Annotated in this window: 17 protein-coding genes; 10 read left to right on the top strand and 7 right to left on the bottom strand. The window is 46.8% G+C overall.

The features are described from left to right. Positions 1 to 46: 46 nt before the first annotated feature. Both mqo and LSG37_RS14375 read right to left on the bottom strand, forming a co-directional pair. Positions 47 to 1,684, bottom strand: coding sequence for a malate dehydrogenase (quinone) (mqo, locus tag LSG37_RS14380; RefSeq protein WP_233080542.1), 1,638 nt, complete (start codon positions 1,682 to 1,684; stop codon positions 47 to 49). A gap of 258 nt (positions 1,685 to 1,942) precedes the next feature. Continuing rightward, entirely contained in the window at positions 1,943 to 3,004 is a 1,062-nt protein-coding gene (locus LSG37_RS14375) for an AraC family transcriptional regulator (protein ID WP_233080541.1), read from the bottom strand. A 147-nt stretch (positions 3,005 to 3,151) separates the two neighbouring features. Here LSG37_RS14375 and LSG37_RS14370 point away from each other — a divergent pair, with 147 nt between their 5' ends. Both LSG37_RS14370 and LSG37_RS14365 read left to right on the top strand, forming a co-directional pair. Next, positions 3,152 to 4,654 (top strand): amidohydrolase family protein, encoded by a 1,503-nt coding sequence (locus LSG37_RS14370; protein ID WP_233080540.1) that lies wholly within the window; start codon positions 3,152 to 3,154, stop codon positions 4,652 to 4,654. Positions 4,655 to 4,721: 67 nt separating this feature from the next. Further along, positions 4,722 to 5,435: a hypothetical protein gene (locus tag LSG37_RS14365; RefSeq protein WP_233080539.1), complete on the top strand. Its 714-nt coding sequence runs from the start codon at positions 4,722 to 4,724 to the stop codon at positions 5,433 to 5,435. Positions 5,436 to 5,446: 11 nt separating this feature from the next. On the opposite strand, the gene LSG37_RS14360 is transcribed toward LSG37_RS14365, so the two are convergent. Then, positions 5,447 to 7,027: a tetratricopeptide repeat-containing sulfotransferase family protein gene (locus LSG37_RS14360; RefSeq protein ID WP_233080538.1), complete on the bottom strand. Its 1,581-nt coding sequence runs from the start codon at positions 7,025 to 7,027 to the stop codon at positions 5,447 to 5,449. A 66-nt stretch (positions 7,028 to 7,093) separates the two neighbouring features. Next, complete coding sequence (locus LSG37_RS14355) at positions 7,094 to 9,550, bottom strand: TonB-dependent receptor (protein ID WP_233080537.1); 2,457 nt, start codon at positions 9,548 to 9,550, stop codon at positions 7,094 to 7,096. Between the two features lie 472 nt (positions 9,551 to 10,022). On the opposite strand from LSG37_RS14355, the gene LSG37_RS14350 reads away from it, so the two are divergent. After that, positions 10,023 to 11,378 carry an ADP-ribosylglycohydrolase family protein gene (locus LSG37_RS14350; RefSeq protein WP_233080536.1) on the top strand — a complete coding sequence of 452 codons (1,356 nt, stop codon included), beginning with the start codon at positions 10,023 to 10,025 and terminating at the stop codon, positions 11,376 to 11,378. A gap of 9 nt (positions 11,379 to 11,387) precedes the next feature. Here LSG37_RS14350 and LSG37_RS14345 read toward each other — a convergent pair whose 3' ends face one another. Continuing rightward, positions 11,388 to 11,903 (bottom strand): DUF1569 domain-containing protein, encoded by a 516-nt coding sequence (locus LSG37_RS14345; protein WP_233080535.1) that lies wholly within the window; start codon positions 11,901 to 11,903, stop codon positions 11,388 to 11,390. Between the two features lie 102 nt (positions 11,904 to 12,005). On the opposite strand from LSG37_RS14345, the gene LSG37_RS14340 reads away from it, so the two are divergent. From LSG37_RS14340 to LSG37_RS14330, 3 genes are all read left to right on the top strand, one after another. Beyond that, on the top strand, positions 12,006 to 12,695 hold the full coding sequence (locus tag LSG37_RS14340; RefSeq protein WP_233080534.1) for a Crp/Fnr family transcriptional regulator: 690 nt from the start codon (positions 12,006 to 12,008) through the stop codon (positions 12,693 to 12,695). Between the two features lie 280 nt (positions 12,696 to 12,975). Beyond that, on the top strand, positions 12,976 to 13,467 hold the full coding sequence (locus LSG37_RS14335; RefSeq protein ID WP_233080533.1) for an Mpo1 family 2-hydroxy fatty acid dioxygenase: 492 nt from the start codon (positions 12,976 to 12,978) through the stop codon (positions 13,465 to 13,467). A gap of 114 nt (positions 13,468 to 13,581) precedes the next feature. Continuing rightward, positions 13,582 to 14,931 carry a ribonuclease J gene (locus LSG37_RS14330; protein WP_233080532.1) on the top strand — a complete coding sequence of 450 codons (1,350 nt, stop codon included), beginning with the start codon at positions 13,582 to 13,584 and terminating at the stop codon, positions 14,929 to 14,931. Here LSG37_RS14330 and LSG37_RS14325 read toward each other — a convergent pair. Beyond that, complete coding sequence (locus tag LSG37_RS14325; protein WP_233080531.1) at positions 14,928 to 20,492, bottom strand: response regulator; 5,565 nt, start codon at positions 20,490 to 20,492, stop codon at positions 14,928 to 14,930. The two genes, LSG37_RS14330 and LSG37_RS14325, sit on opposite strands and share 4 nt — an antisense overlap. A gap of 185 nt (positions 20,493 to 20,677) precedes the next feature. Here LSG37_RS14325 and LSG37_RS14320 point away from each other — a divergent pair, with 185 nt between their 5' ends. Both LSG37_RS14320 and LSG37_RS14315 read left to right on the top strand, forming a co-directional pair. Next, entirely contained in the window at positions 20,678 to 21,787 is a 1,110-nt protein-coding gene (locus LSG37_RS14320; protein WP_233080530.1) for a response regulator, read from the top strand. 37 nt (positions 21,788 to 21,824) lie between these two features. Further along, entirely contained in the window at positions 21,825 to 22,991 is a 1,167-nt protein-coding gene (locus LSG37_RS14315; protein ID WP_233080529.1) for a GNAT family N-acetyltransferase, read from the top strand. Here the strand turns inward: LSG37_RS14315 and yghU are convergent. Then, positions 22,988 to 23,833 carry a glutathione-dependent disulfide-bond oxidoreductase gene (gene yghU / locus LSG37_RS14310; protein ID WP_233080528.1) on the bottom strand — a complete coding sequence of 282 codons (846 nt, stop codon included), beginning with the start codon at positions 23,831 to 23,833 and terminating at the stop codon, positions 22,988 to 22,990. The genes LSG37_RS14315 and yghU overlap by 4 nt on opposite strands. 192 nt (positions 23,834 to 24,025) lie before the next feature. Between yghU and LSG37_RS14305 the strand changes: the two genes are divergently transcribed. After that, positions 24,026 to 24,472, top strand: coding sequence for an outer membrane lipoprotein (locus LSG37_RS14305; RefSeq protein ID WP_233080527.1), 447 nt, complete (start codon positions 24,026 to 24,028; stop codon positions 24,470 to 24,472). Between the two features lie 298 nt (positions 24,473 to 24,770). Beyond that, the gene (locus tag LSG37_RS14300) at positions 24,771 to 26,057 is read left to right on the top strand and encodes a leucine-rich repeat-containing protein kinase family protein (RefSeq protein ID WP_233080526.1); all 1,287 of its coding nucleotides are present in this window, start codon (positions 24,771 to 24,773) and stop codon (positions 26,055 to 26,057) included. The last annotated feature ends 78 nt before the right edge of the window (positions 26,058 to 26,135 follow it).

Below are 26,135 nucleotides of genomic sequence, written 5' to 3'. Positions count from 1 at the left end.
TACCTTTTTTCTATCTAATGCCGCTACCACCTTTAATAAAGCGCTATTACAGCACCATATCTCTGGCGGCTTTGCTTTCCAGTGGTTTATCTTTTGCTGCAGCTGGAATAGCTGCAGCATTAATCACAGGCGGCGGAGTCAGTTGCAAAATTTCTGCTGTGTAATTCCAGCTTTGTTGCACTTGCTCAGGCGAGTCGTTCAGTTTAGTGCCGTAACTTGGCACTATTTGACGGATTTTCGCCTGCCACTCTGGTGTTGCTACTTTATCTTTAAAGGCTTTTTCTAACACAGTCAGCATGATAGGTGCTGCAGTAGATGCACCGGGCGATGCCCCAAGCAGGCCTGCAATACTGGCATCTTGCGACACCACAATTTCAGTACCGAGCTTTAACACACCACCTTTTTCTTCATCACGTTTGATAATTTGGACGCGCTGACCCGCTTGCCATAAACGCCAGTCCTGTTGTTTTGCCTCTGGGAAATACTGTTGTAAAGCGGCAAAACGGTCGTCATCCGACTGCATCAATTGGCCAGCCAGATATTCAACTAACGGATATTGATCAACACCTACTTTGGTCATAGGCCAGATATTGTGCGTTGTGACGCTGCTCAGCAGGTCAAAGTACGAGCCTTCTTTTAAAAACTTGGTAGAAAAGGTCGCAAAAGGGCCAAACAAAATCACACGTTTGCCATCCAGCACGCGAGTATCCAAGTGCGGCACTGACATAGGTGGAGCGCCAACAGAGGCAATACCATAAGCTTTGGCCATATGTTGTTGTGCCACAGTGGCGTTTTCAGTCACCAGGAAAGAACCCCCTACAGGGAAACCTGCGTATTCGTCAGCTTCAGGAATACCGGATTTTTGTAGCAGTTTTAATGCGCCACCCCCTGCACCAACAAAAACAAACTTAGCGTTCACTTCAGTTACTGTGCCGTCTTTGAGGTTTTCATATTCCACATGCCAGCTACCATCGGCGTTACGGCTGATGTCCTGTACTTCGCTTGATAGTTTTAGCGAGAATTCAGCTTTCGTTTGCAGGTAGCTGACAAACTGGCGGGTAATTTCGCCGAAGTTGACGTCTGTGCCTAAGCTGCTCCAGGTGGCTGCCAGTTTTTGTTGTGGATCACGGCCAGCCATCATCAACGGTACCCATTGTTTAATTTGCTCCGGGTCTTCTGAATACATCATGCCGCTGAACAGCGGGCTTGCTTTCAGTGCTTCATAACGTTTTTTCAGGAATTTAATATTGTCATCGCCCCAAACAAAACTCATATGAGGGGTGGAGTTGATAAAAGACTCCGGGTTTTTCAGCACATTGTTTTTCACCTGCCAGGCCCAGAACTGGCGTGATATCTGAAAGGCTTCATTGATTTCAATGGCTTTGCTGATATTGACCTTGCCGTCTTTATCTTCAGGTGTGTAATTCAGTTCAGCTAAAGCTGAGTGGCCAGTACCGGCGTTGTTCCAACCGTTTGAGCTTTCTTCAGCGACATTGTCGAGGCGTTCAACCATTTCCATCGACCAGCCAGGTTCCAGTTCATTTAACCAGATCCCCAGGCTTGCACTCATAATGCCACCGCCAATTAGCAGCACATCGACCTTTTTTGTTTCTGCAGCCTGCGCCTGCAGCATAGTGACTGTCATCACCAGACTTAACAGCACAGTGCCTGTCTTGTTTACCATGGTGTTCTCCATTAGCTAAAAAGTAAGCCACATGCCGCTCTGTAATAAAGCGTCTTGCTGCGCAGCCGGACAACATGTAGAACTTGATTGAGATGTCTTAAGGCAGTACTGAAACATTCGCTGTAGAAAACTCCCCGTGCGAATGCTGGAGGAAATCAAAGCTGCCTGACAGTGTCTATTGTAGCGCAGCGCACAAAATACAAGGCAATTCAGGGGGCAGAATGCCAGGGTGACGGGATAAAGCCCTTTAATTCTGCGCTATTGGCCTTGTGAGTTGTTTTGTCTGAAAGCCGAAGGCGACAAACCTGTCACCCGTAAAAACTCTTTATTAAAGTTGGATTTACTGCTGAAGCCTGCCTGTTGCATCACTTCAATCACCGGCATGTCAGGTTCAGCCAGCAATAAACGTTTGGCCTCATTGATGCGCTGGTCATTCAGGTAGACCGAATAGCTCTGGCCGTACAGCTGATTAATGGCAGTGGACAACTGGCGTGCTGGTAACTGCAGTTTTTTTGCGGCTTGCGGCAAGGTAATACCAAACTCCTGTTTATACAGCTGCTCTTTGATCACCAGCTGTTTAAAACGTTGCATGATGTCGGCCGCGCGTTGTTGCTCTTCTTCAGTTAAGCTTTTTTGTTCAGGTTGCGAGCCAAGCTGATACATCCATTCCAGCCAGTTGCTGCGTTGTAAAGCGGCCAGCAAGGTGGCGATATTCAGCAGCAGAAAAGTACATGCAGCGACAAAAAGCGCCACAGAATCCTGCAGCTTTACGCCAGTTTGAATTTCCTGATTCACCGCAATTTCAGCAGCAATATTGATCAGTGCCATCAACATCAGACAGATCAGCAAGCGATAAGCGGGCGATGCTAAAGTGCCCAGATGTTGTAAGCTTTGTTTTCCCTGCCGCATCCGAAGGGCGATTAACAGGAAATACAAAATAAAACTGGCCATGATGACCAGGTCTATACCGCCGATAAGGAAGGGAGAGTTTTTTAGTAAAATAATAACCAGAGCACCAAAAACAAAATGCAGTCCATCACGCCAGCTAAGTATTGCGTCAGGTTTTTGTACTAAACAAAAATACAGGTACAACAAAGGCCCCAACCACATAGCCCCTAAAGGTCGTAACAAGCTAAAGGCGCCGGCTTGACCATGCAAAATGCTGATCAGCAGAATGCTTTGATGGGCATAAAGTAAAAAGTTTAAACCCAATATACGTTTGGGCCAGGGGCGCGGTGATGCCATAAACAGAAACTGCGCTGCCAACAACAGGCAAAGTAAAGCATTAGCGAATTGAACATAAGTAATGTAGCTGAGCATCTGATTTGCCTTTTAAACTGTGCCTCATCATATCCGTAGCGAACAGGACCTGAAACCTGTTTTTTAAGACCTCGATCCTGTTTTGAGTCGAGCGTCGTTGCAAAAAAGCACAAAGTTGCTGGCAGTTCATCACAACAGGAAACTTTTATGCGCCACTCTTTCATGTCTACCAAAAGCCGTTTTGTCAGTCTCAGTGTTTTGAGCTTGCTGATGGCTACCGCAGCTGTGCAGGCTGAGTCTTTGCTGATCCGTAATGTCAGCATTGTCAGTGGCGACAACCCACAAGCTTCAACGGCTCAAGATGTACTGATTAATAACGGCAAAATTCAGGCTATAGGCACCAGGCTTGGACAAGCTGACAGGCAGATTGATGCCAGAGGTAAGTATCTGATCCCTGGATTAATCGACAGCCATGTGCACTTAGATGGTGTGCCTGGTTACAAAGGCCATGACGCAAAAGATGAGTTGATGCTGCAACAAGCCAAAGCCCAGATGCCACGCAGCTACGCTTATTTTGGTTTTACTACTGTGCTGGATTTAACAGGGGATGCGAACTTTATTGCCAACTGGAACAGCTTGCCTTTAGGCCCCAAAGCGTATTTTTGTGCGCCAGTGGTGATCCCTAATGGGTATCCGGCGGTGTTTTTTGGTAAAGAAGGCCAGTTTCAGCTAAAGGGCAGTCAATTCATGCTGTATGACCCTGCTCAGCCTGATGTGTATCCGGCCAGTTTTAACAAGGAAGAGCATAGCCCAGAAGCAGTGGTGGCTATAGCCAAACAGCAGGGTGCCCGTTGTATCAAGGTATTTTATGAAACAGGTTTTGGTGCACAACGTAACTTACCCGTGCCTTCTGTGACGCTGATGAAAGCAGTAGTTGCACAGGCCAAACAGCAAAGCTTACCTGTGTTTTTGCATGGTAATTCGCAGGCCGCTTATGAGTTTGCGCTGGACAGTGGAGTGAATACGTTGGTGCATGGTTTATGGCATACCCATAAAGGTGTTGAGCCACAACATAATCACAGCAAACTGGATCAGATTGCCGACCAACTGGTGAAAGCTGGTATAGCGGTTCAGCCTACCATTCAGGTGCTTTATGGTGAGCAGGAATTACTGAATCCGGCATTTTTCCAAAACCCACAAGTGCAGCATGCAATACCTCAGTCGCTGATCCAGTGGTATCAAACAGAAGCAGGGCAGTGGATGAATAAAGAGCTGGCTGGCAATTTTGCGCCAGCACAAAATCCGGCACAGCTGTATCAACAGATCAAGCAGGCTTATCAGCACCCCCTGAATACAGTGAAAAAAATGACTGCAGATTTAAAGCAGCGAGGTGCTTTGTTGCAGTTTGGCAGCGATACGCCAAGTGGCCCTTTTTATAGTCAGTTCCCAGGTATCAATGGCCGCTGGGAAATGGATCGCTGGCTGGAAACTGGTTTGAGTTTATCGCAGCTGTTCAGCGCCATGACCAGTGGCAATGCCAAAGCTTTGGGCATGGATCATCAGATTGGTCTGGTAGCGGTTGGGCTGGATGCCGATTTGTTATTACTCAATAGCAACCCACTGCAGGATGTGCGAGCTTATGATGAAATAGAGTGGGTGATCCTTAAAGGCAAAGCAGTGGAGCGCTCTTTATTGTCGGCAACTCAATAGCCATAAAGACTATAGCTTTGGTTTTTTGTGCTCTTGCTGTTAGTCTGGTTCTGTAAAAGGAGTTAAAGTGAAAACAACCCATGTTCTGATAGTGTCTGCAGTGGTATTTATTGTGGGTCTGGTGACCGGATTGCAACTAAATAGCAGTAATCAGCAGCCTGCCAATTCGATTTCGCAGGAAAATGTAGAGCCCGAATTGCCAGAACTGAGGGCTCAACCTTTAGCCGTGACGGCTGAAGTCGATGTCGCAGAAGTGGAACAACTGCAGCACAGGATCATAGCTTTAGAACAGCAATTATCTGCGCGGGACCAAAGACAGGAGTTGGCTCAGCAGTCTTTACAGCAAAACTTAGTATCTGAAACTGAAGAACCTGAGCAAAACAGCGATGCTGCTGAGACTGCTATCAAGCCTGAGCACGCCAGTTCCTTTCTACCCGAACCTTTTGCCAGTCTGATGGCGAAACAAGCAGGCCAGGCTATTGATTATCTGAATCAGCATCAGTTGGAAGACATAGACAGCGAATGGGCTTATCAGATGGAGCTAAAAATAGCTGACCATTTTGCTACTCACGAGCATGCCAGCCAGGTAGAGCTGAGTTCAGTATCCTGCAAAACCAGTATCTGTGAAATTCGGGGTTATGAATACGAGCCAGAGCGCTTTATTGTTGTTTACAACGCGATGCAAACGCAAAGCTGGTGGCGTTATAGCAGCTCTTATGCATTTCAGGACAGTAACGACCAAGGCAGGTACTTTTATCTACTGGCTGAAATGAGGCGCTAAGACAACAGGCTCTATAGATCTATACCTGCGGCTTTCAACTGCTGCAACAATGGCTCCAGCATAGGCTGATACTTCTGCCAGCGCCCGACAGATTTTGTATTCACAGGCTCACGCACCTGAACTTTAGAGGCGGTAGACACTGGGGCCTGATTCAGTTCGCTATGTAAACAAGCTTGTTGCCAATCCAGATCACAAAACTCAAGTAATTCAGCAATCTGCTGCTCTGGGTTTTGCACCAGATCCTCATAACTTTGCAGTCTGAAATTCGGCAGATTTTGCTGTTGCCAGAACAAAGCCAGTTGGTGGAAAGCGGCATAAAAGCGAGCGGTGTGTTTTAGATTAAAGGCATAACGATAATAAGGGCTACCGAGGGAAAACAGTGCTCTGTAGTTACCAAGGCAAGTGTCCATTGGGTGACGCATCATGCAGATAATTTTGGCATTGGGTAGGGCACGGCGTATCAAATCGATATAAAAAAAGTTAAACGGCAGCTTATCGATAAAACGTGGCTTGCTGCCAGTCACCACTCTGCTGCGCTCAAGGTAACGTTCGCCTAAGGCGTTAAAATCCAGCGCATAAGCCGCGTTTAAGGTCTCCACATCCACTACTTTATCACTGGGTGTTGCTGTCAGCTCTTTGACTGCTAAACCAAAATCCTGTAGTTCACCAGCAGATAATACGTCGCTGTGGCTGCTTAAAATACGCTCCACTAAGGTAGTGCCTGAGCGGGGCATACCGAGAATAAAAATGGGCTCGCGGCTTGGACAGCCAGTGGTGCAGAGTACTGGGCTGGTTGCATGCTGAGTGGCGGCAGCAAACAAGGCTAAATCCTCTTCGACCTGATAATTCAGAGTCTGAGATTTGTGGTGTTTGGCCTGTGCCAGCTCTGCCATAGCGGCCGGGTAGTTGTGTATGGCTTCGTATTCTTTGGCCAATGCATGACCTATATGCAATAAAGCATCAGGCGAATGCAGTCTGGTTTTAACCTGTTGTAACTCATTGATCCTGGCTTCAGGATCTGAAGTCATGGCCAAATCACTCATGGCATAATGAGCCTGATAATAAGTGGGTTCGAGCTGCAAAGCCTGCTCAAAAGCGGCTTTGGCGGAAGGAAAGTCACCAACAAACTTCAATGACACACCAAGGTTGTATAAATAGCTGGCTTTGTTTTGTTGCAAACGAACAGCATGTTGAAAATAGCTTAACGCCAGTTGATGTAAACCCACCCGGCTTAACGCTACGCCTAAGGTATCTAAAGTTAAAGCCTGCTGAATTTGCTCTGCAGGCAAAGCTTCGGCTATGGCTTTGGCTTTTTCTAAAGCGCCTGTTAGACTGTAGCCTTTGGCCAAATGCGCCAGATACTCATCTTTTGCGTGCAGGCTGACGGCTTTTTCTATTAAACGAACAGACTTCTGCACCTGACCATATTCAAGGTTAATCACCCCTAATAAAAAGTAACTGTCAGCATGATCTGGCTGATGTTCCAGCAACTGGGCCAAGCAGGCATGCGCCTCTTTAAAACGGCGTTGCTGGAGCAGTTGCATGGCGTGCTGGTGTTGTTGGCGTAAGGCTGGAGCGAGTTGTAGAGTCATACTATTCCGGAAAAATAAGGGCACTGACAGTGCCCTTCATAAAAACCAGTTTTACCTCAACTGAGCTTAGATCTCAAACTGATAGTTAAACTTCATGCCCACAGTCATTGGCGTCAAAATAAAATGACCGTAGTTACGTTGCAGTGCCGGGTCGTTTACATTCATCTCTGGATAAGTCGCCAGACCAATATCGCCTTTATCGCGACGGACTGAAGTAAAGGCATACTTATCAAACAGGTTATCGACATAGAAGGTAACAGACCAACTGTCGTCAGCCAGTTTGGCTGCGACGTTGCTGAGGCTATAGGCTGGCAAGGTTTCACCGTCCGCCCTTAGGCCCACTTTGGAAATCACATCACTTTGGTAAGTTAAACCGTAGGTCAGATCCAACTGTTTGCCATCCAGAATTTCGGTCTGATAGTTCAGGCCTAAAGAGAACTGGTGTTCAGGTGAACCCGGCAGTCTGTCACCGTCTTTACCGTCATAAAAGTCCTGCAATTCAGTGCCCTGATCGTCGACTACCGCAAACAGGAATGGCGCATCGCTGGTCAGTTCTGCTTTGGTGTAAGCGTAAGTGGCGTAAGTGCTGATACCATTGGGTAAAATAGCCCGGGCTGAAATTTCAATGCCTCTGGAATTGGCGGACGCTGCGTTGGTGACAATAGGTTGCTGACCATTGACTGTTGCACCTGAAACCTGAGCATCTTCCCAATCCACATTAAATAAAGCAGCATTAAAGTGCAGCTTGTTTTTAAACCAGCTGGTTTTGAAGCCCAGCTCATAGTTGGTTGTCATATCCGGGGTAAAAATGCGTTCATCCGGCAGGGCACAGACAATCTGACGATCTTCTGGTAGTGGCACCGGACATGGCGCTACACCGTTAGAGCCGCCAATACGGAACCCTTCACTGACGGTGAAATAGCCCATCACATCCGGAGTGAATTTATAGTTGGTGTTAAATTTCAGCAAGTTACCGCTGTCTTCTGCGTTGGCGTCTTTAAAGTCCAGCGTAATAGCATCAGATGGCGCACCGTCGAACACTGAATTGTAAAGAGGCAAGTCGATGGCAGATCTGGATTTTACATCGTAGTCATAAAAACGAGCGCCGACAGTAAAAGCCAGTTGTTCTGTCATCTGATAACCCAGTTCACCAAACACTGCTTTTTCAGTGACAGTGGTGTCGTCGACAGAAATATATTCTAAAGCGTCAGGACGCGGGTTACCGCCAGTTTCCCACTCAGTCAGAGCGTATTGATCAAAACCAGGGGTAAATTCTCTGCTGTAGCCTTCAAACTCGGACTTGTTATAAAAAGCACCCACAATCCAGTTCCAGTCACTGTCACCTGCAGAGACTAAGCGCAGCTCCTGAGTGAATACTTCTTCTTCTTCATCTTCGCGGGTAAAAGCAGAGAAAGCCGGAAACTCTTCATAACCATAATTCAGACGGATCAATAAGTCGGTTTGATCACGTTGGCCATGCTCTTCTGCTTTAGCTAAACCCGTAGCAGATACCAGCTCGGCAAAACCTAAATCTGCACTGACTTCCAGGCTTAATAGCGAGTTATCAATATCATTTGGTTCTTCATAGCGGTAGGCTGATTCATATTTGCCAACCAAGGGTTTTAACGGGTTTGCTTCACCTAACGCGTCGTAGTGAGTAATACCACGGCCTTCAATTTTTTCGTTCTGGAAGTAGTAATTTAAGGTGCTGTCTAACCAGTCATTTGGCGTCCAGCGCAAAGCTATACGGCCAGTGGTGGTTTGTTCACCATTGGCGTCTGCTTTACGGGAGGTGTTTTCTGCTACTTCAGCACTGTCACTCCAATCCGGATCGGTCAGTGATACCCCAGGTTCACGCACCAGATAGTTGTAATCTATGTAACCTGGGTCGTTCAGGTAATTCAGAGAAGCACGTAAGGCTAATGTATCGTCAATCAGCGGCAGGTTGACAATAAAACCCCCTTGTTTGCCTAAGCTGTCACTTTCTTTTGTCGATGATAAATCACCAAAGATGCTGGCGCTGGTGACATCAGTTTCTGGTTTATTCAGAATGTAACGAATAGCGCCACCCAAAGTACCAGCGCCATACAGAGTCCCCTGAGGGCCAATTAACACTTCAACCCGCTCCACATCAACCAGTTTCAGATCCACAGCAGCAGGCAGTTCACCAATATAAGTAGAGACTGTACCACCGTCAGAACCAGGGCCTGACGAGTTGGTATTTAAACCACGCACAATAATAGGGGAGGCTTCACGGCCGCCTTGATCAGTAATGGTTAAGCCTGGTACCCAGCGGGCAATATCTGCCAGTTCGCTGATGTTTTGCTGGGCTATGACATCATTGTCCAGAGCTGTAATATTCAGAGGTGCTTCCTGCACTGTTCCGCTGCGGCGGGTTGCGGTGACATTAATCACCTCAATTTCTTGTTGTTGTGCTGCTAACTCTTCTGCTTTTACAGCAATAGCAGGTGCTGCTAAAACAGAAGCTATGGTCAGCGATAACAGGCTGGGCTTAAACTGCATGGAAAATACCTCTATTGGTCGTGTTTTTTTGGCGTTTCATCCGATAGAAACACAGAAAAAATCAGAAAACAATAGCCATTCAAACTGCATGATGAATTTATATTCAATAATTAACAAATTAAATTCATTTCTCCATTTTTGTTTAAATTTTGTTTCAGCCCTTTATCTGTGCAGTGTTGTTGTTTTTTTTTCTTCGGTGAGTATGAAATGTAAACTACATGAATCTCATATTTATGCATATTAGCTATGGGTGATTTATTTTTACTCGATAAGTGAGGTTTTTTCATGCGCTGATGTGCCGGGATTTTTGATCCTTTTCATCACTGTGGCACAAGCTTATCAACCTTGAATCGTCACCATGCTTGACAGCCGGGTACTGGTATTGGATAACAGAGTCATTGTAAGTGCTTTCATTGGGGCTGGTATGAGGTCTGTTGTTTGCAGAATATGTAACGGATGGTTTTTTGTTTTTATGCTGATGGCTTTGCCTGTGTCTGCGCAGCAGAAAGTCTCTTTGTGTCCGGCGGCTGCAACAGGCGCTTATACGCTGGATAAAAAACTCTATGCCGATAAGGTGCATGGTTTCTGGCTGGGGCTGAGTATTGCCAATTGGACCGGGCTGGTCACTGAAATGGATAAAATTGGTGGTGACGGGCCTGCAGGGCAGTTTTATACCCGCAAGGACTGGCAAAAAAAAGATCAGCCCAGTATCTGGGGTCAGGGTATTCCGAGTAATTTATCGGACACTATTGATTGGGTAGTGGCTGATAAAGATGAAGTATGGGGCTCGGATGATGACAGCGATATTGAATATATTTATCTGAAACTGATGCACGACAGCAAAAAGCCACTGCTCAGCGCAGAACAAATCCGTGATGGATGGCTGGCGCATATTTACAAAGATTCAGAAACTCCTTTTAAAACAGCAGAAGGCAAACCAGAAAATTTTTTATGGGTGTCGAATCAGCACGCTTTTGATTTAATGCAGCAAAATATTCTGCCGCCTTTTACTGGTATGCCAGCAAATAACCCGCACTACGATATGATTGATGCCCAGCTCACCACTGAGCTCTTTGGTATTCTGGCGCCGTTCCGTGCTGATATAGCCTCCAAACTGGCCTATTTACCTATACGCACCACGGCTTATGCTGAAGCTGCTGACATTGCTAATTTTTATGTGGTGATGCATGCGCTCTCAGCTGCAGTGGATCCAACCAAAGCCGTACAACCGCAATTGCTGCGAATTGCTCAGCAGGCTCGCGCTGAGCTGCCGTCCAACCAGTATCCGGCCAAGATGTTTGATTATGTCTGGTCTTTGCATCAGTCCGGAATGCCCTGGGAAGAGGCCAGAGACAAGCTGTATCAGCGTTATCAGCTAGAAGCCAAAGATGGTTATGAAATTACCGGCAAAAAGCTGTATTGCAATGGCTGTTTTGCTGCTGGTATTAACTTTGCCGCCAGTTTGGTCAGCTTGTTTTATGGTGAAGGCGATATGCAGGAGACAATTAAAATAGCTGTATTGGCAGGTTGGGATTCAGATAATCCGGCTGCAACCTGGGGTGGGCTTTATGGCTTTATACTGGGGAAAACTGGAGTGGAACAGGCTTTTGGGCGCAGCTTCTCCGACAAATTTAATATTCACCGTACCCGCAAGGGTTTTGCTAATAACGGCATAGATAACTTTGATCAGATGGCGTTGATGGCAACAGCTATTGTTGATCAGGTGGTGGCGCAGCATATGCCAGCAATAACGGCAGTAAAAACAGCTGCTGATGCAGAGTGCTGGCATATTCCGGCTTTTGTAGCCCCAGCTGTCAGTCCTTTGTAGTCATGCGGATTAAAGACTTTGAATTTGTTGTAAATGCTGACGTATATGCATCACATGAGCGGCCTGATAGTCCTGATGATCAAGCACTCCGTAGGCAAAATGTGGGGTAAGAGTGGTGCTTTGTGCAAATTGCTCTAAGGCTTGTAACAAGGTTTGCAATGCCTGTTGTGTTGGTAGAGTAGCGTCAAGCTGCGGCATGCCTGGGATCACTTCATCCAGCGGATGATGCATAGCGCCTGCGGTTTTAAAAGCTTTGAGGGCGACAGGTCCGATACTATGAGTAAACCAGGCCGCTTTATGTTCAGGGTAACCCTGAAATGAGCCCTGCACGCTTTGCGCCAGATGCTGAAATACCTGGCTTGGATTCCAGCTACCGCTGCTGGTCAGTTCTTTATTCTGCAACGAGCGTAGTTGCTCTATCAACTCAGCCCAGTTGGCTTCAAAACCTCTGCTGCCAAGCTCTAATCCTGCGGCAGCTGTAACAGAAACTGCTGCACCTGCTATTAAAAATTGTCTTCTGTTCATCTGCTTTCCTGAAACTGGCGCTGCTGTACTTGCTGATTTTATCCGGATCTCCTACCTTGTGCACAGTTTGAATTATTCAGCTTGATAAGCTCAGGTTTAGTTATGTCTGACCATTTTGCATTACAGCTTCGACAGCACAGCCACTGGTTTGCGGCTTTGTCAGTCAGCCAACAGCAGCAGTGGTTAGCTCATGCCAGACTGGTGCAACTGGGTGCAGGGCAACGTTTATTCAGTCGCGGTGATGAGTTTGATGGTATTTATGTGCTGTTATCCGGCGCTTTGCTGATAGCAGGTGTACATAGTTCAGGCCGCGAAGCTTTGCTGACTATAGTGGAAGCAGGGGATTGGATAGGTGAAATTGCCTTGTTTGATCGTAAAGCCCGCACTCATGATGCGACCGCCAGCGTGGCTTGTCAGTTGCTGCAGTTGAATAATTTAGCTTTGCAGCAATTGGTGCAGCAGGATCCGCTCTGGTGGCAACGCTTTGGTCAGCTACTGACTGAAAAAATGCGGCTGGTGTTTCAGGCGCTGGAAGATATAAGTTTATTACCCGCTTCAGTTCGTCTGGCCCGGCGTTTATTGATGTTATGCCGTTTGCATCAGCAGGATGAGCGTTATCTGATCCCGGTGCAGCAGGAGCAGCTTGGGCAATTATTGTCGTTATCACGCCAGACCATTAACCAGCTATTGCAACAGCTGGTAGCAAATGGGGTGATCCGCACCAGTTATGCTCAAATTGAAGTATTGGATTTGTACTTATTAAAACAAGCGGCGGAGGTTCCGAATCATTAATTTTGCTCAAATTGAAGTATTGGATTTGTACTTATTAAAACAAGCGGCAGAGGTTCCGAATCATTAATTTTGCTCAAATTGAAGTATTGGATTTGTACTTATTAAAACAAGCGGCGGAGGTTCCGAATCATTAATTATGCTCAAGTTGAAGTATTGGATTTGACACTGTTAAAACAAGCAGCAGAGATGCCATCGAATTAAAGTGTCCTGATTGTCGGTTAGCTGACAGAGCTTAGATAAGGTTCTGCCTTAGAGTGTTTTTTTCGCTAAGGAGAACCCTATGAAAACCTTGTCAGAGCATCTCATTCAATACGCTCATTACCACAGAGACCAACGTAATATTTATACCCACTTTGCTGGTATACCGCTGATTGTTATTGCCTTATTCAGCTTGTTGTCGTTTGAGATAGCGGCTGGTATCACAGCCACTCATCTGCTGTTGGTTGGCGCTTTGGTATTTTATTTCCGTTTAAGTCTGAGTATGGGACTGGTGATGCTGGTGTTTAGCGCAAGCTGTTATGCTCTGGCGCTGCAATTGGTTGCACTGGACAGCACTGCAGCCTGGTTAAGCTGGTCTGTTGCCGTATTTGTGTTGGGTTGGGTACTGCAGTTTATCGGACATTATTTTGAAGGCAAAAAACCGGCTTTTGTCGATGATCTGGTGGGGTTGTTAATTGGGCCTTTGTTTGTGATGGCGGAGGTGCTGTTTTTGTTGGGTTTTGCCAAATCACTGCAACAGCAAATTGATCAAAAAGCAGGGCCAGTGCATTAAAGTCCGGAGATCTAAACTTGCGCTGCTTTATTGCTAGGATGAGTTGACCAATAGGCCTACACTAGCCGTATTATTGTCACTGATACAAAAGTCTGAGCGCAGGAAGTACTAATTGTGGATTTAATACCGGGCCGCGCTGATTTGTGGTTTTTACCTTTGGGTGGCACAGGCGAAATTGGCATGAACCTGAATTTATATGGTCATGCCGGTTTGTGGCTGATGGTGGATTGTGGTGTGACTTTTAACAGTCCACTGCAGCCTGACAGCTTACAAAAGGCCGATGTAGTGGCTGCCGATCCGGCTTTTATTGCCAGACAACCTGAAAATTTAGCAGGCATTATTATTACCCATGCCCACGAAGATCATATAGGTGCTTTGCCTGCACTTTGGCCTCGTTTTAAATGCCCTGTCTATGCCACTGCTTTTACGGCTGAAATTCTGCGTCGTAAGCTCGCCGAAGTAGGGCTTTTAGATAAAGTCCCTATCATTGAAGTCAAAACCGGCGACACCAAACATATAGGCCCTTTTGCGGTGCAGTTTTTGGCTATTACTCATTCCATTCCTGAGCCGCATTGTCTGATGATCCGCACTGACGCAGGTTCGGTGTTTCACACCGCCGACTGGAAAATAGATGCAACACCTATGACAGGCAAAGCCTTTAAACCCCGCGTCTTTCAGCGTTTAGCCCAGGAAAATGTCACAGCTATGGTCTGTGATTCCACCAATGCATTGCGCGAAGGTTTTTCAGTGTCGGAAAGCGACTGTTACGAGGCTTTGTTGCAGGTGATAAGTCAGGCTGCGGGCAGGGTGGTAGTCAGTGGCTTTAGCAGTAATGTCGGGCGTTTAATAGCCCTTGGCCGGGTGGCCAATAAAACCGGCCGTTATATGGCGCTGCTCGGCCGCTCTTTACAAAATATGGTGGGTGCTGCTCGTGCAACAGGGCATTGGCCAGATGATATTCATTTGATAGACGCCAATGATTTAGGCTATTTACCCAAAGAAGAAGTCTTAGTGGTCGCCACCGGTAGTCAGGGCGAACCTAAAGCGACTTTAAGCCGTTTAGCGGCCGATATGCAGCGGGAGTTGTCGCTGGAAAGCGGTGATTTAGTGATCTTCAGCTCTATTATTATTCCTGGCAATGAAGCTTTTATCGAAAAGCTGGTGCAGCAATTTCAGCAACGTGAGATTCAAACCTTACAAAGCCACGACACTGATTTACCTATTCACGTCTCTGGTCACCCGTGTCGCGGTGAATTGGAATTGTTGTACAGCTGGGTTAAACCTCAAATTGCTGTGCCAGTGCATGGCGAAGCCGCACATATTCAGGCTAATGCTCAGGTAGCAAATCAAGTCGGAGTGCCAGTTCAACTTACTGGTTTGAATGGCGACTTGTATGTACTGGCACCAGAGCCCCGTATCTATAAACAAGTAGTGAAAACTGGCCGTATTGCGTTGCTGCGCTAAGACAGTTTGCTCTCCATCTGTTGGATTAACAGGGTTAAGCCAACAGCAGCTTCATCAAAATCGTAGTTATTGATATGCCTCAGCAAAGTGGTTACAGCCGTTTTATATTCTGTGCCGCTGAGTAACTGCTGCAATTGTTCTGCTGTATCCACAGCTTCAGTGTCATTGTCTGCTATCAAGGCTGCCAGTTGTTGCAGTAAGTTCTGTACTTGTGCCGGATCTGCAGTCTGTTGCTGTTTTGCACTTTCGTTTTGACTGCTGTTGAGTTGTGCTAATGCCGTTAATACCACTGCCAGTTCCTGCTCAAGCTGCAGTAAAGGCGCTGCAATATCGGAGTGTTCACGGCAGGCCATCTCTAAAGCTTGTGCCGCAAACTGCACGGCCTTGGCACCTATATTTCCTGCTGAACCCCGTAAGCTATGAGCACAACGACTGGCGGCTTCAGGGTCTGTGTCCTGCAGGGCTTGTTGAAACTGCTGACTGAAATCCTGATTGGAATCGGCAAAACGTTTTAATAACTTCAGATACAAAGCCTGCTTGTGCTGGCTGACCGCAAGCCCGGCCTCTGTGTCTATACCCGCTAACTCAGGCAGTTGAAGTTGGTTTGCTTGCTCAGACGTTGGCATCACTTCAGGCTGGGGATGAGCTACCTTGATCCATTTTGCCATCACCAAAAACATCTCATTGACGTTAATAGGTTTGGCAATATGGGCATTCATACCGGCATCCAGCGCTTGTTGAATATCAGCCGCCATCACATTGGCGGTCATCGCAATAATAGGTAGCTGTTTAAACTGTTCTAACTGACGAATAGCTGCAGTGGCGGCGTAACCATCCATCACAGGCATCTGACAATCCATCAGCACAGCATCAAAGTGGTGCTGTTGCAGTAAATTCAGTGCTTGTTGACCATCTTCGGCCAAAGTAACCAGCAAACCATTGCTGGTCAGTAATTCCATGGCCAATTCCTGATTCAGAGCATTGTCTTCTGCCAACAATATACGGCCACCCCGCAGTTGTCGGATCGCAGCCTGAACTTTTGCTGTTACCCCATTTTCTTTGTGGCGGACATCACTACTGTGGCCACAAGCATGCAATACAGCTTGCAACAGGCTATCACGAGTAAAAGGTTTAGCCAGATAACTGTGAATACTCAGATCTGCCGACGCTTGCTGGGCCTCATCAGTACCGTAGGCGGTCACCAGCATGATTTTAGGCCTATGACGTAGTGGCTGCTGTTCTAGTCGGGCAATAGTTGCTAAACCATCCAGTCCTGGCATATTCCAGTCAATACACAATAACTGGAAAGGCTGTTGCTGAGCGGCTTCATGCAGCAGAGTTAAGCTTTGTTCACCACTGTTTGTCGTAGTGACATCAAAACCCTGCTGGCGCAGCAAGCCAGCTAAAATATCCCTGGCTGTGTCGTTATCGTCGGCTACTAATACTTTTAATCCACTTAGTGTTGCTGGTACTACAAGCTCAGTGTGAGCCTGTCTGACTAAACCTAAGCGGGCGGTAAAATGAAAAGTGCTGCCCTGGCCTTCAGCGCTTTCAACCCAAATCTCACCTTGCATCAGTTCAGTTAAGGTTTTACAAATAGCTAAACCTAAGCCTGTGCCGCCGTATTTGCGGGTGGTTGAGCTGTCGGCCTGACTGAATGACTGAAATAATTTGGCCTGTTGTGCCGCGCTCATGCCAATGCCACTGTCTTTGACGGCAAAATGCAGCAGCACCTGATTGCTTTCTTGTTGTTCACAATGCACTGAAACCGTGATTTCACCGGCCTGCTCGGTAAATTTCACCGCGTTATTGCCCAGATTTGTCAATATTTGGCCTAAACGCAGTGGGTCGCCACGCAAAACAGCGGGTACATCAGGGGCTATAGAAAAATGCAATTCTATGTGTTTTTCAGCTGCCTTTAGCCCGACCAAATCCACCAATTGTTCCAGCACTGCATCGAGCTGAAACTCGGTTTGTTCGAGGTTCAGCTTACCTGCTTCAATTTTACTGAAGTCGAGAATGTCATTAATAATACCGAGCAAGACTTCTGCGCTGCGGTGTACTTTTTCGATGTAATTGCGCTGTTTGGGCGCTAATTCTGTATTCAGTGCCAGATGACTCATACCGATAATTGCATTCATCGGAGTGCGGATTTCATGCGACATATTGGATAAGAAGTCGGATTTGGCTTTGGTGGCATGCTCAGCTTTTTCTTTGGCGTCCAGCAAAGCACTTTCCATGGCTTTGGATTCGCTGACATCCAGCAAAATACCAAACACCTTGTGCTGAATAGCTTTACCCACACTCAGCATCCATTTCCATTGACCACTGCGGCTTTTCATCCTGACTTCGGCACGGTAAATATCGCTGAAACCTTTGATGTGTTTAATAAAGTCGCTGTTGGCTCTGGCGAGATCCTCCGGATGCACCAACTGACTAAGCTGATCTATGGTGTTGCCATACAATGCCATCAGTTCGTCAGGGGTATAACCCAGCATAGTGGCCCAGATTTCATTGGTAATGAGCTCTCCGGTTTGGTTATTCAGCTCCCAGGAACCAGCATTGGCTCCTACCATTGCCATTTCAAAACGTTGGCGGGTTTCAGACAGTTGCTGGAAGGATAAGGCGTTGGAGACAGAGACTGCAGCGTGGCTGGCGATAATACGCAACATATTGATTTGGGCTTCATTAAAGGCGTCGTTCTGGTCACTTTGAATGGTCAAAATCCCCAGTAGTTGCTTACCTGCAATCAAAGGTTCACAAATCACGGTCTGGGTCTGCGGGCCATTCAGGCAATGCTGAGGTGATAAACCATAACGAGCCCAATCCGATGCGTTGGAGACGATAAATTCTTGCCGTTGTTCTATGCAGTAGCAGCTTGGACGATGCGGATTGTTCAGTTGCACTGTGACTGGGTCAACTCGCTCGCCTTTTCGCATGGCAAACAGATAATTCAGCTCCGAGCGCTGCTGATCGTACAAACCCAAAGCCACAGTATCGGTGTTGAGCACTGTGGTCAGGTGGTTATAGATTTTCTGTGCTACTTGCTCGAGCTCAAAAGTAGCGGCTATCTCTTTGCCCAGTTCGCCCAGCAACAAAATATCCTTAGTGCGTCGACTGACCTGTTCGGTTAAATGCTGCTCGCGTTTTTGCTGAGCCAGGGTTCTGGCTCTGAACCAGAAAAAGATCAACAGTGCCAGCGTCAGCGGTGCTGCGACTAAAAACACAGTGGTTTGGTACCAGGGCGGTAATATTTTTAGTTTCAGCCGCTGTGGACTTGGGTTCCAGACGCCATGGTTATTGCTGCCCAGCACTTCAAACTGATAGTCACCTGGCGGCAGACGGCCATAGTTAACCTTATGTTCGGGCGTTCTGTTGCTCCATTGATCGTCATAACCCACTAATCGGGTTTGATATCTGTTGTCTTCAGTGGCCTGAAAATCCAGAGCGGCAAAATCAATGCTTAAATTTTTAAAATCAGCTGCAACTTCAATTAATTCGGGCAATGGAAAAGGCTGATGTTTACCATCAATTTTGACTGAAGTAATGACCACCGGAGGCGGCATTTCATTAACCAGGACTTGAGATGGATGCACAGCAGTGATGCCTTCAACACTGCCAAAAAAGATCCGTCCATCCGGGGTTTGGGTCACGGAGCGGGGTAAAAAACCATTGCTGCTTAAGCCATCATTGGTAGTGAAGTAGTTAAATATTCCCGTATCCGGATCCAGCCGGGACACACCATGAGAGGTCGCCAGCCACAACATGCCTGACGTATCCAGCGCCATGGATTGCACTGAAATGACTTCGCCTTCGATCACGTGTTTAAAGTGAGTCACTTTACCGGTTTTCTTCGAGTAAAGGTCTACCCCCTGGCTGGTGGCAAACCACAAGCTATCCGCATCGGCTTGTTGTATGGCAAGGACACTGGCAGTGCTCAGATTGGTATTGCTCAGACTCTGACTGGTCGCAGGTAAAAAATGTGAAATCTGTTTGCGATCGGCTGAAATGCGATAGGTGCCGTCTCCTAGCGTGGCAACCCAAATTTCATTTTGCTGGTCAACAAAACTGAAGACCGGATCTACGTCCTTTAAAAAGTAGGCAGTGGTATTGGTTTTTGGATCCCAACGTACCAGTTGATGAGTGGAGGACAGCACCAGCCAGAGCTGATCTTCTTTATCCACCGCCAACGACTCTATGCCATCTCCGGCTAACGTCATCCAGTCCAGAGACAGTTGTTGGATTTGCAGTTGTTGTGGATCCAGTTTGTACAGGCCGGAATCTGTGTTGATATAAAGCTGGTCTTGACTGTCATAAGCCATGGTTTTAATGAGAAAGCGGGTGAACTGGCCTGGAAAGCTGTCTGAAGTGAAGGGACTGAACTGCTGTTTGCCATCAAATGCAATTAAACCTTTGCCTGTGCCCAGCCATAAACCGCCATCAGGCCTTGCGATCATACTTTGCACCTGAGAATACAAACCAGACAGCGGCCTGTGGCTTAAGTAGTTGTTCCAGGCTTCAAAAGCGGGCAAGCGTGGAAATACTTTCACCACACCAGCATAACGGGTGGCTGCCCATAAAAGCCCCGTAGAGTCGAGCTGCACCTGGCGCACGTCATGGTTGCCGAGCAAAGACCAGTCACCATTTAATGCCGCAGGGCTAAAGCTTTTGTCTTTGGTATTAAAATGATAGACCCCGGCCAGAGTCGCCAGAATAAGTACATCTCCCTGAGCCGTCATGCTATTTACGCTGGGCAGTTCACCATCAGGTAATGCATAGCGCTGATAGCTGTTGCTGACCGGATCAAAGCGGCCGAAACTCAAGCGGGTAGAAACCCAGAGCTGATCTTGGGCGTCGATAAAAATAGAGCGTACTTCAGGATGATCCAAAGAGCCTTCGGCTACACCATATTTATGAAAGTGCTGCTGCTCAGCGTTAAATCGATACAAACCATCCGTAGTTGCAACCCATAAATTCTGTTTGCTGTCTTCCGCTAAGCCCCAAATCCTGTTGTTGCCAATACTCTGCGGATCAGCAGGATCATGAGTGTAACTTTTAAAAGTGTCGCTTTGTGGCTGATATAAATTTAAGCCACCGCCATTGGTGCCAACCCATATCTCACCGGATTTACTTTCAAACAGGGATTGTACTCTGTCTGCGCCTAAGGAACTTGCCGATTGCGGGTCGTGGCGAAAATGCCGGAAGGTCTGACTTTGTGGCTGGTACAAATTCAGTCCGCCACCCCAGGTACCTACCCAAAGCCTGCTTTGTGAATCATGCAGCATCACCCCAACATTATTATTCGACAGGGAACCTGGCTGGTCTGGCTCATGCTGAAAGGATATAAACTGATAACCATCATAACGTTTCAGCCCGTCCGTTGTGCCGAACCATAAGAAGCCTTGATGATCTTTGGCCACACTGTAAATTTGCGGATTGGCTAACCTGCTGTACACCGATAGTTTTTCAATTTTTTGTTCAGTGGCTGCCACTGTGAACATCAGCAGCGCAGGAATAACAAATGCCAGCAGCCTGATGCACTGTAGATACAAATGATTCAATCAGACTCTCCGGATAAAACAAGGCGTTTGGATAACAGGCTCTGGCTCAACTGTCAGCCATCCGCACTTATTCGTCAAGTTGGGCTGTTGAATTTATAGCTGCACTTTTGTCGGGCAGAATGATTCCCATGCAGTAAAAAAGAAAGTAACCTGCAAAACAGAAGAGAAAGCCGGAGTGCAACACTATGACAGTCAAAGCTATGGATACCACAACGGAAGCAGCAGAGCCGGTACGCAAAGCATACTCTGAAATGACAGTGCTGGTGGTGGATGCCACAGATATTGTACGTGAAACTGTGGCGACTATGCTGCGGGATATGGGCTTTGGTCAGGTGTTACAGGCAGGCAATGGCGAACATGCGCTGAGTATGATGCTGCTCAAGCAGGTTGATTTAGTGTTATCTGAATGGCAAATGCCAAAAATGGATGGCATGGAGTTGCTTGCCAAAATGCGTGCGGATAAAAGACATAACCGCACTCCTTTTATTATGCTCTCTTCCATTATTGAGCAAGCCGCAGTGATCCAGGCTATTAAGTCAGGTGTGTCTGAGTATGTGGTGAAACCTTTTTCTGCCAAGATCTTAAGTGAAAGAGTGCTGCGGGCCATTGAAGGACCAGCCCGCTCTGCTGCCCAGAAAAAAGCTGCAGAGTCTGCTAAAGATGAGCCATTGCAACAACAGCTGCGTATTCTGGTGGTGGATGATGTGGTGGATAATATTCAGGTGATCAGCGACATTTTGCGCAAAGACTACAAAGTAGGGGCTGCCACCAGTGGTGAAAAAGCATTAAAGATTTGTGCGGCAGAACCTCAGCCTGATCTGGTGTTGCTGGATGTGATGATGCCGGAAATGAATGGTTTTGAAGTCTGTAAACGCCTAAAAGCTGATCCACACACCCAGCATATTACCGTGATTTTTTTAACAGCTTTGGATCAAACCATGGATATAGTGCGGGGTTTTGAATTGGGTGCTGTGGATTACATCACCAAACCTGTGAATCCGCCCGTGGTCAAAGCCAGAGTGAAAACTCATGCTGCTTTGATCCAAAGTGCTAAAGAAATGCGCAATCAGATTGATACATTGCAAGACAGTTTTCGCTTAAAAAATGACGTGGAGCACATTTTACAGCACAAAATTAAAGGGGCTTTGACCGATCTGAACATGACGCTGACGGCCTTAGAACAGGGGGCTGAGGATGCTGCTACAGTGCGAATTAATGCCTCATCCATTCGTTTGTCCTGCTCTGACTTAAGCCAGCAGGTTGAACAGCTGTTGGTATTAACAAAACAAGATTAAATGAACCTGAAAAAAGGCAGTAGTGCTGTGGAGTTTTATGCGTTTTGAATGGCTGTCGTCATTGGCTGAAGTGACAGCAACTGACTGGAATGCCTTATTTCCTGCTGATTATCCTTTTTGCCGTTATGAGTTTTTACTGGCTCTGGAACAAGGTGGCAGTGTGGGCAGCAGTGTCGCTAAAAACACCGGCTGGCTGGTGCGGCATTTTGTCGTATGGCAAGAGGGTAAACTGATTGCTGCTGTGCCTGCTTATATCAAATTGCACTCCTATGGCGAATACCTGTTTGACTGGTCTTTTGCCGAGGCTTATCAAAACTACGGTCTGGACTATTACCCTAAATTATTGCTGGCTATTCCTTTTACCCCAGCCGAAGGGCCACGTTTGGGCTTAGCTGCTGGTATTGATAAAGCAGAGCTGCTGCAGTGGCTGGAACAAGGAGTGACACAACTGCAGCAGGTTGTGCCACTAAGTCATCTGCAATGCCTTTATGCTTCATCACAAGATCAGCAAGCTTTTCGTAATGCAGGTTTTATTGAACGTTTTGATGTGCAGTTTTTATGGTCCAATAAAAACTACTCGTGCTTTGACGATTTTCTGGCTGCACTGACAGCCCGCAAACGTAAACAAATCCGCAAGGAAAGAGCTGCTGTAACAGAGCAGGGCGTGGTCATCAAAACCCTGACTGGTGCTGAGCTGGATCTAGCGTTCTGGCAGCAGTTTTATAGTTTCTATTGTGACACTTACCAAAAACGTTCCCGCCATAATGGCTATCTAAAGGCCGATACCTTCTGGCGCTGGGGTCAGTCTATGGCCAATCAACTGATAGTTTTTGCCGCTTTTAAAGATGATGAAATGCTGGCGGCTTCTTTATGTTTTCAGTCAGAAACCACCTTGTTTGGCCGCTATTGGGGCTGCAAACAAGACTTTAACTTTCTGCACTTTGAATGCTGTTATTACAGCGGCATAGACTATTGCATCAGGCAGGGACTGCAGTTTTTTGATGCCGGAGCTCAGGGCGAACATAAGCTGCAACGAGGTTTTGCGCCCGTGCTCAGGCATGGTTTTTACCGTTTTACTGAAAAAGCAGAACACAAAGCGATGAATGAAGCGATAGCCCGTTACTGTGTGCAAGAGCAACGGGCTTTAGTCTTGTATCAGCAAGAAGCACAAGGCAGTCTGCCTTTTGCTAACCGGAGCGATTAAGCTTTAGGGATAGAATCAAAATCCGAAGCGCTATGGCGTTCTGGCAGTTGTTCGTGAGGTTCACCCCAGTTGCGATTCACCTTCACTGCACGTTGCACTGCAGGACGCGCATCAATCTGTTTAGCCCAGCGCTGCAGATGTGTATAACTTTGCACATCCAAAAACTCAGCCGCATTGTATAACCGCCCCAAAACCAGAGCGCCGTACCAGGGCCAAATCGCCATATCGGCAATGGAATACTCATCACCTGCGATAAATTCATGGTTCGCTAATTGCTGGTTCAGCACATCCAACTGACGTTTGGTTTCCATTGCATAACGATTGATAGGGTATTCATATTTTTCTGGTGCATAAGCATAAAAATGACCAAAACCGCCACCGACAAAAGGCGCACTGCCCATTTGCCAGAACAACCAGTTCATCACTTCAGTGCTTTTGGCAAACTCCTTTGGCATAAAAGCGCCAAACTTTTCCGCCAGATACAACAAAATAGAACCGGATTCAAATACCCGGATGCCGGTGCTTTTATCGAACAAAGCCGGAATTTTACTGTTTGGGTTTATACCGACAAAACCACTGCCAAATTGGTCGCCTTCACGAATATCGATCAACCAGGCGTCGTAGTCCGCTGCTTTATGACCTGCTTCCAGTAGTTCCTCCAGCAGCATAGTGACTTTAACCCCATTGGGTGTGGCCATTGAATACAGCTGCAACTCATGTTCACCTACAGGTAAAGTTTTGTCATGGGTAGCGCCAGAAACTGGTCTGTTAATGCTGGCAAAAGTGCCACCGTTTTGGCTGTCCCATGTCCAGACTTTCGGTGGAGTGTAGGTATTACTCATAAGATCTCCTGTTGTGCCTGATGCATAAAAGCTCTGATTTATATTGGTTTGCTTTGTCGTTATTGCAAGGGGTGGGCAGCTTTATTGAGACGAGCAAAGCTTTGCTTTGAATTCGCTTAGTGGTTTGTCGTACAGACTCAGTGGTGGTCAGGGAGCAGGCTGACTATCCATATATTGAGTTGGATTATAAATATGAAAACTTTCACTTTTTATTTATCTTGTTTGACTCTGGCTGTATTAAGCCTTGCCCCTTTAGCAGGTTGTAGCTCTGCCGGGCAGAATGTACAACAAAGTGTTGCACCTGCAGAGCAGATTGGCAGCGTCAGCTCTATTCAGGTTATAGCCCTGGACAACCGTAGTTCAGGGGGCGGAGCTGTGCTTGGTGCTGTATTAGGTGGCGTGATTGGTAATCAATTTGGCCGTGGTTCAGGCCGCAAAGTGGCTACGGGTGTTGGGGTGATAGGCGGTGCTGTTGCGGGTAATCAGGTAGAAAGAAACAATAAAACTGCCAACGAGATTTATCGGGTCACGGTAAATTTTGACAATGGCCGCACGCAACAGTTTGATTATCAGAATATTGGCGACTTACGTCTGGGCGACAGAGTGCGAGTTGCCGGTTCGCAAATCTATCAGCTGTAACTTTAGTTAACCTGAACTCGGGATAATGAGTGTCGAACACTCTATATTTAACCAAATAAATCAAATAGATAAGCCAATTTATTGAAGTCGCTTAAGTCTTTGTTAACTGAATGCGCAGATTTTTGCGCATATCAAGGCGCTTTGTCTAACCATAGCGAGCTATGGTTAGACAAAGCAACGCAGAGAGGCCCGAAAAGATGTTCGTTCAGTGGCGCTGCTTATCCCGAGTTCAGGTTACTTACTTGTTGCATTGAGGCAGCATCTGTACAATCCGGCTTTTTTAGCAGGTTGGGATCAGATGTTTAGCCTTGAAACTTTAGCTCAGACCAAAACACCATTAAGCCGGATTAATCTGGCCGCTGGGCTGCAAGAATTTCCTGCCGACTTATATCGTTTTGCCGACACTGTGGAAATTCTGGACCTTTCCGGTAATCAGTTGTCTGATTTACCTGCGGATTTCCACCGTTTTACTAAACTAAAGCGTCTGTTTTTAACCAATAATAACTTCGACCATATTCCTGCTGTATTAAGCCTATGCCCAGCTTTGGTTATGGTCAGTTTTAAAGGTAATCAGTTAACAGACTTTGCTGAAGGTTCTCTGCCAGAGCAGCTTGAATGGTTAATTCTGACAGACAATCAGCTTACACAACTGCCGAGTGACTTCGGTCGTTATACTAAACTACGTAAAGTAGCTATGGCTGGCAATCAACTATCTTCGTTACCGGATTCCATGCAGCAGTGCCGTGATTTGGGTTTATTAAGGCTATCGCTGAATAAGTTTGAATCTTTTCCTGACTGGTTATTTGAGTTACCCAAACTGGCCTGGCTGGCGCTGGGTGCAAACCCTGCTTGTCCTGTGCCTGAAGCCCAAGCCATTACTGCCCATAGCTTGTCAGACTATCAATTGTTAGAAAAACTAGGCGAAGGCGCATCCGGTGTGATTTATCAGGCGCGTTTTGCACAAGATAAAGAGCTGGTGGCGTTAAAGCAGTTTAAAGGCTGGATCACCAGCGATGGTTGCCCCAAAGATGAGATGAATAATTACCTGAATGCAGCTGATCATCCAAATCTGATAGCCGTCAAAGCAAAGCTAAAAGACTGCGATTTACCTGGTTTAGTGATGGAGCTGGTACCAGCATCTTTTTCTGTAATGGGACAACCGCCTTCTTTTGAAACCTGCACCCGCGATACTTTTACCCAAGGCCAGAGCTTAACTCTGGCAGAACTGAAACTTCTGGCGCAGCAGGTTGTGGATGTGATGGCGCATTTGCATCAACAGCAGATAGTGCACGGCGATTTGTATGCCCACAATATGCTGATAAATGCGACTCAGCAGCTTTATTTGGGGGATTTTGGCGCTGCTACAGCGCTGAATGCGTTACCACCAAAGCAGCAACAACATTTCTGCGCACTGGAAGTCCGCGCTTTTGGCTATTGGTTGCTGGATATGCAGACGTTGTTGCCTTTAGCAGACGCAGCTGAGTTTGAGAATAAATGGGCTGCTGTGTTGAACCTTTGTTTACAGCAGGAAGTGAAGAGTCGTCCGGGGTTCAGACAGCTAAAAGCTTTGCTTCAAGCTCTGTAATTGTCTTCATCGGTGACATCATCTTGTTACCGAACTGGAGAATTTAACCAGTTGTAACTAAAGTAAAAGGCATGGAGT

The organism is Rheinheimera soli, assembly GCF_021290985.1.
GTDB lineage: Bacteria > Pseudomonadota > Gammaproteobacteria > Enterobacterales > Alteromonadaceae > Pararheinheimera > Pararheinheimera soli.
Note: the sequence above shows the minus strand (reverse complement) of the source record. Positions and strands in the feature narration are given on the sequence as shown.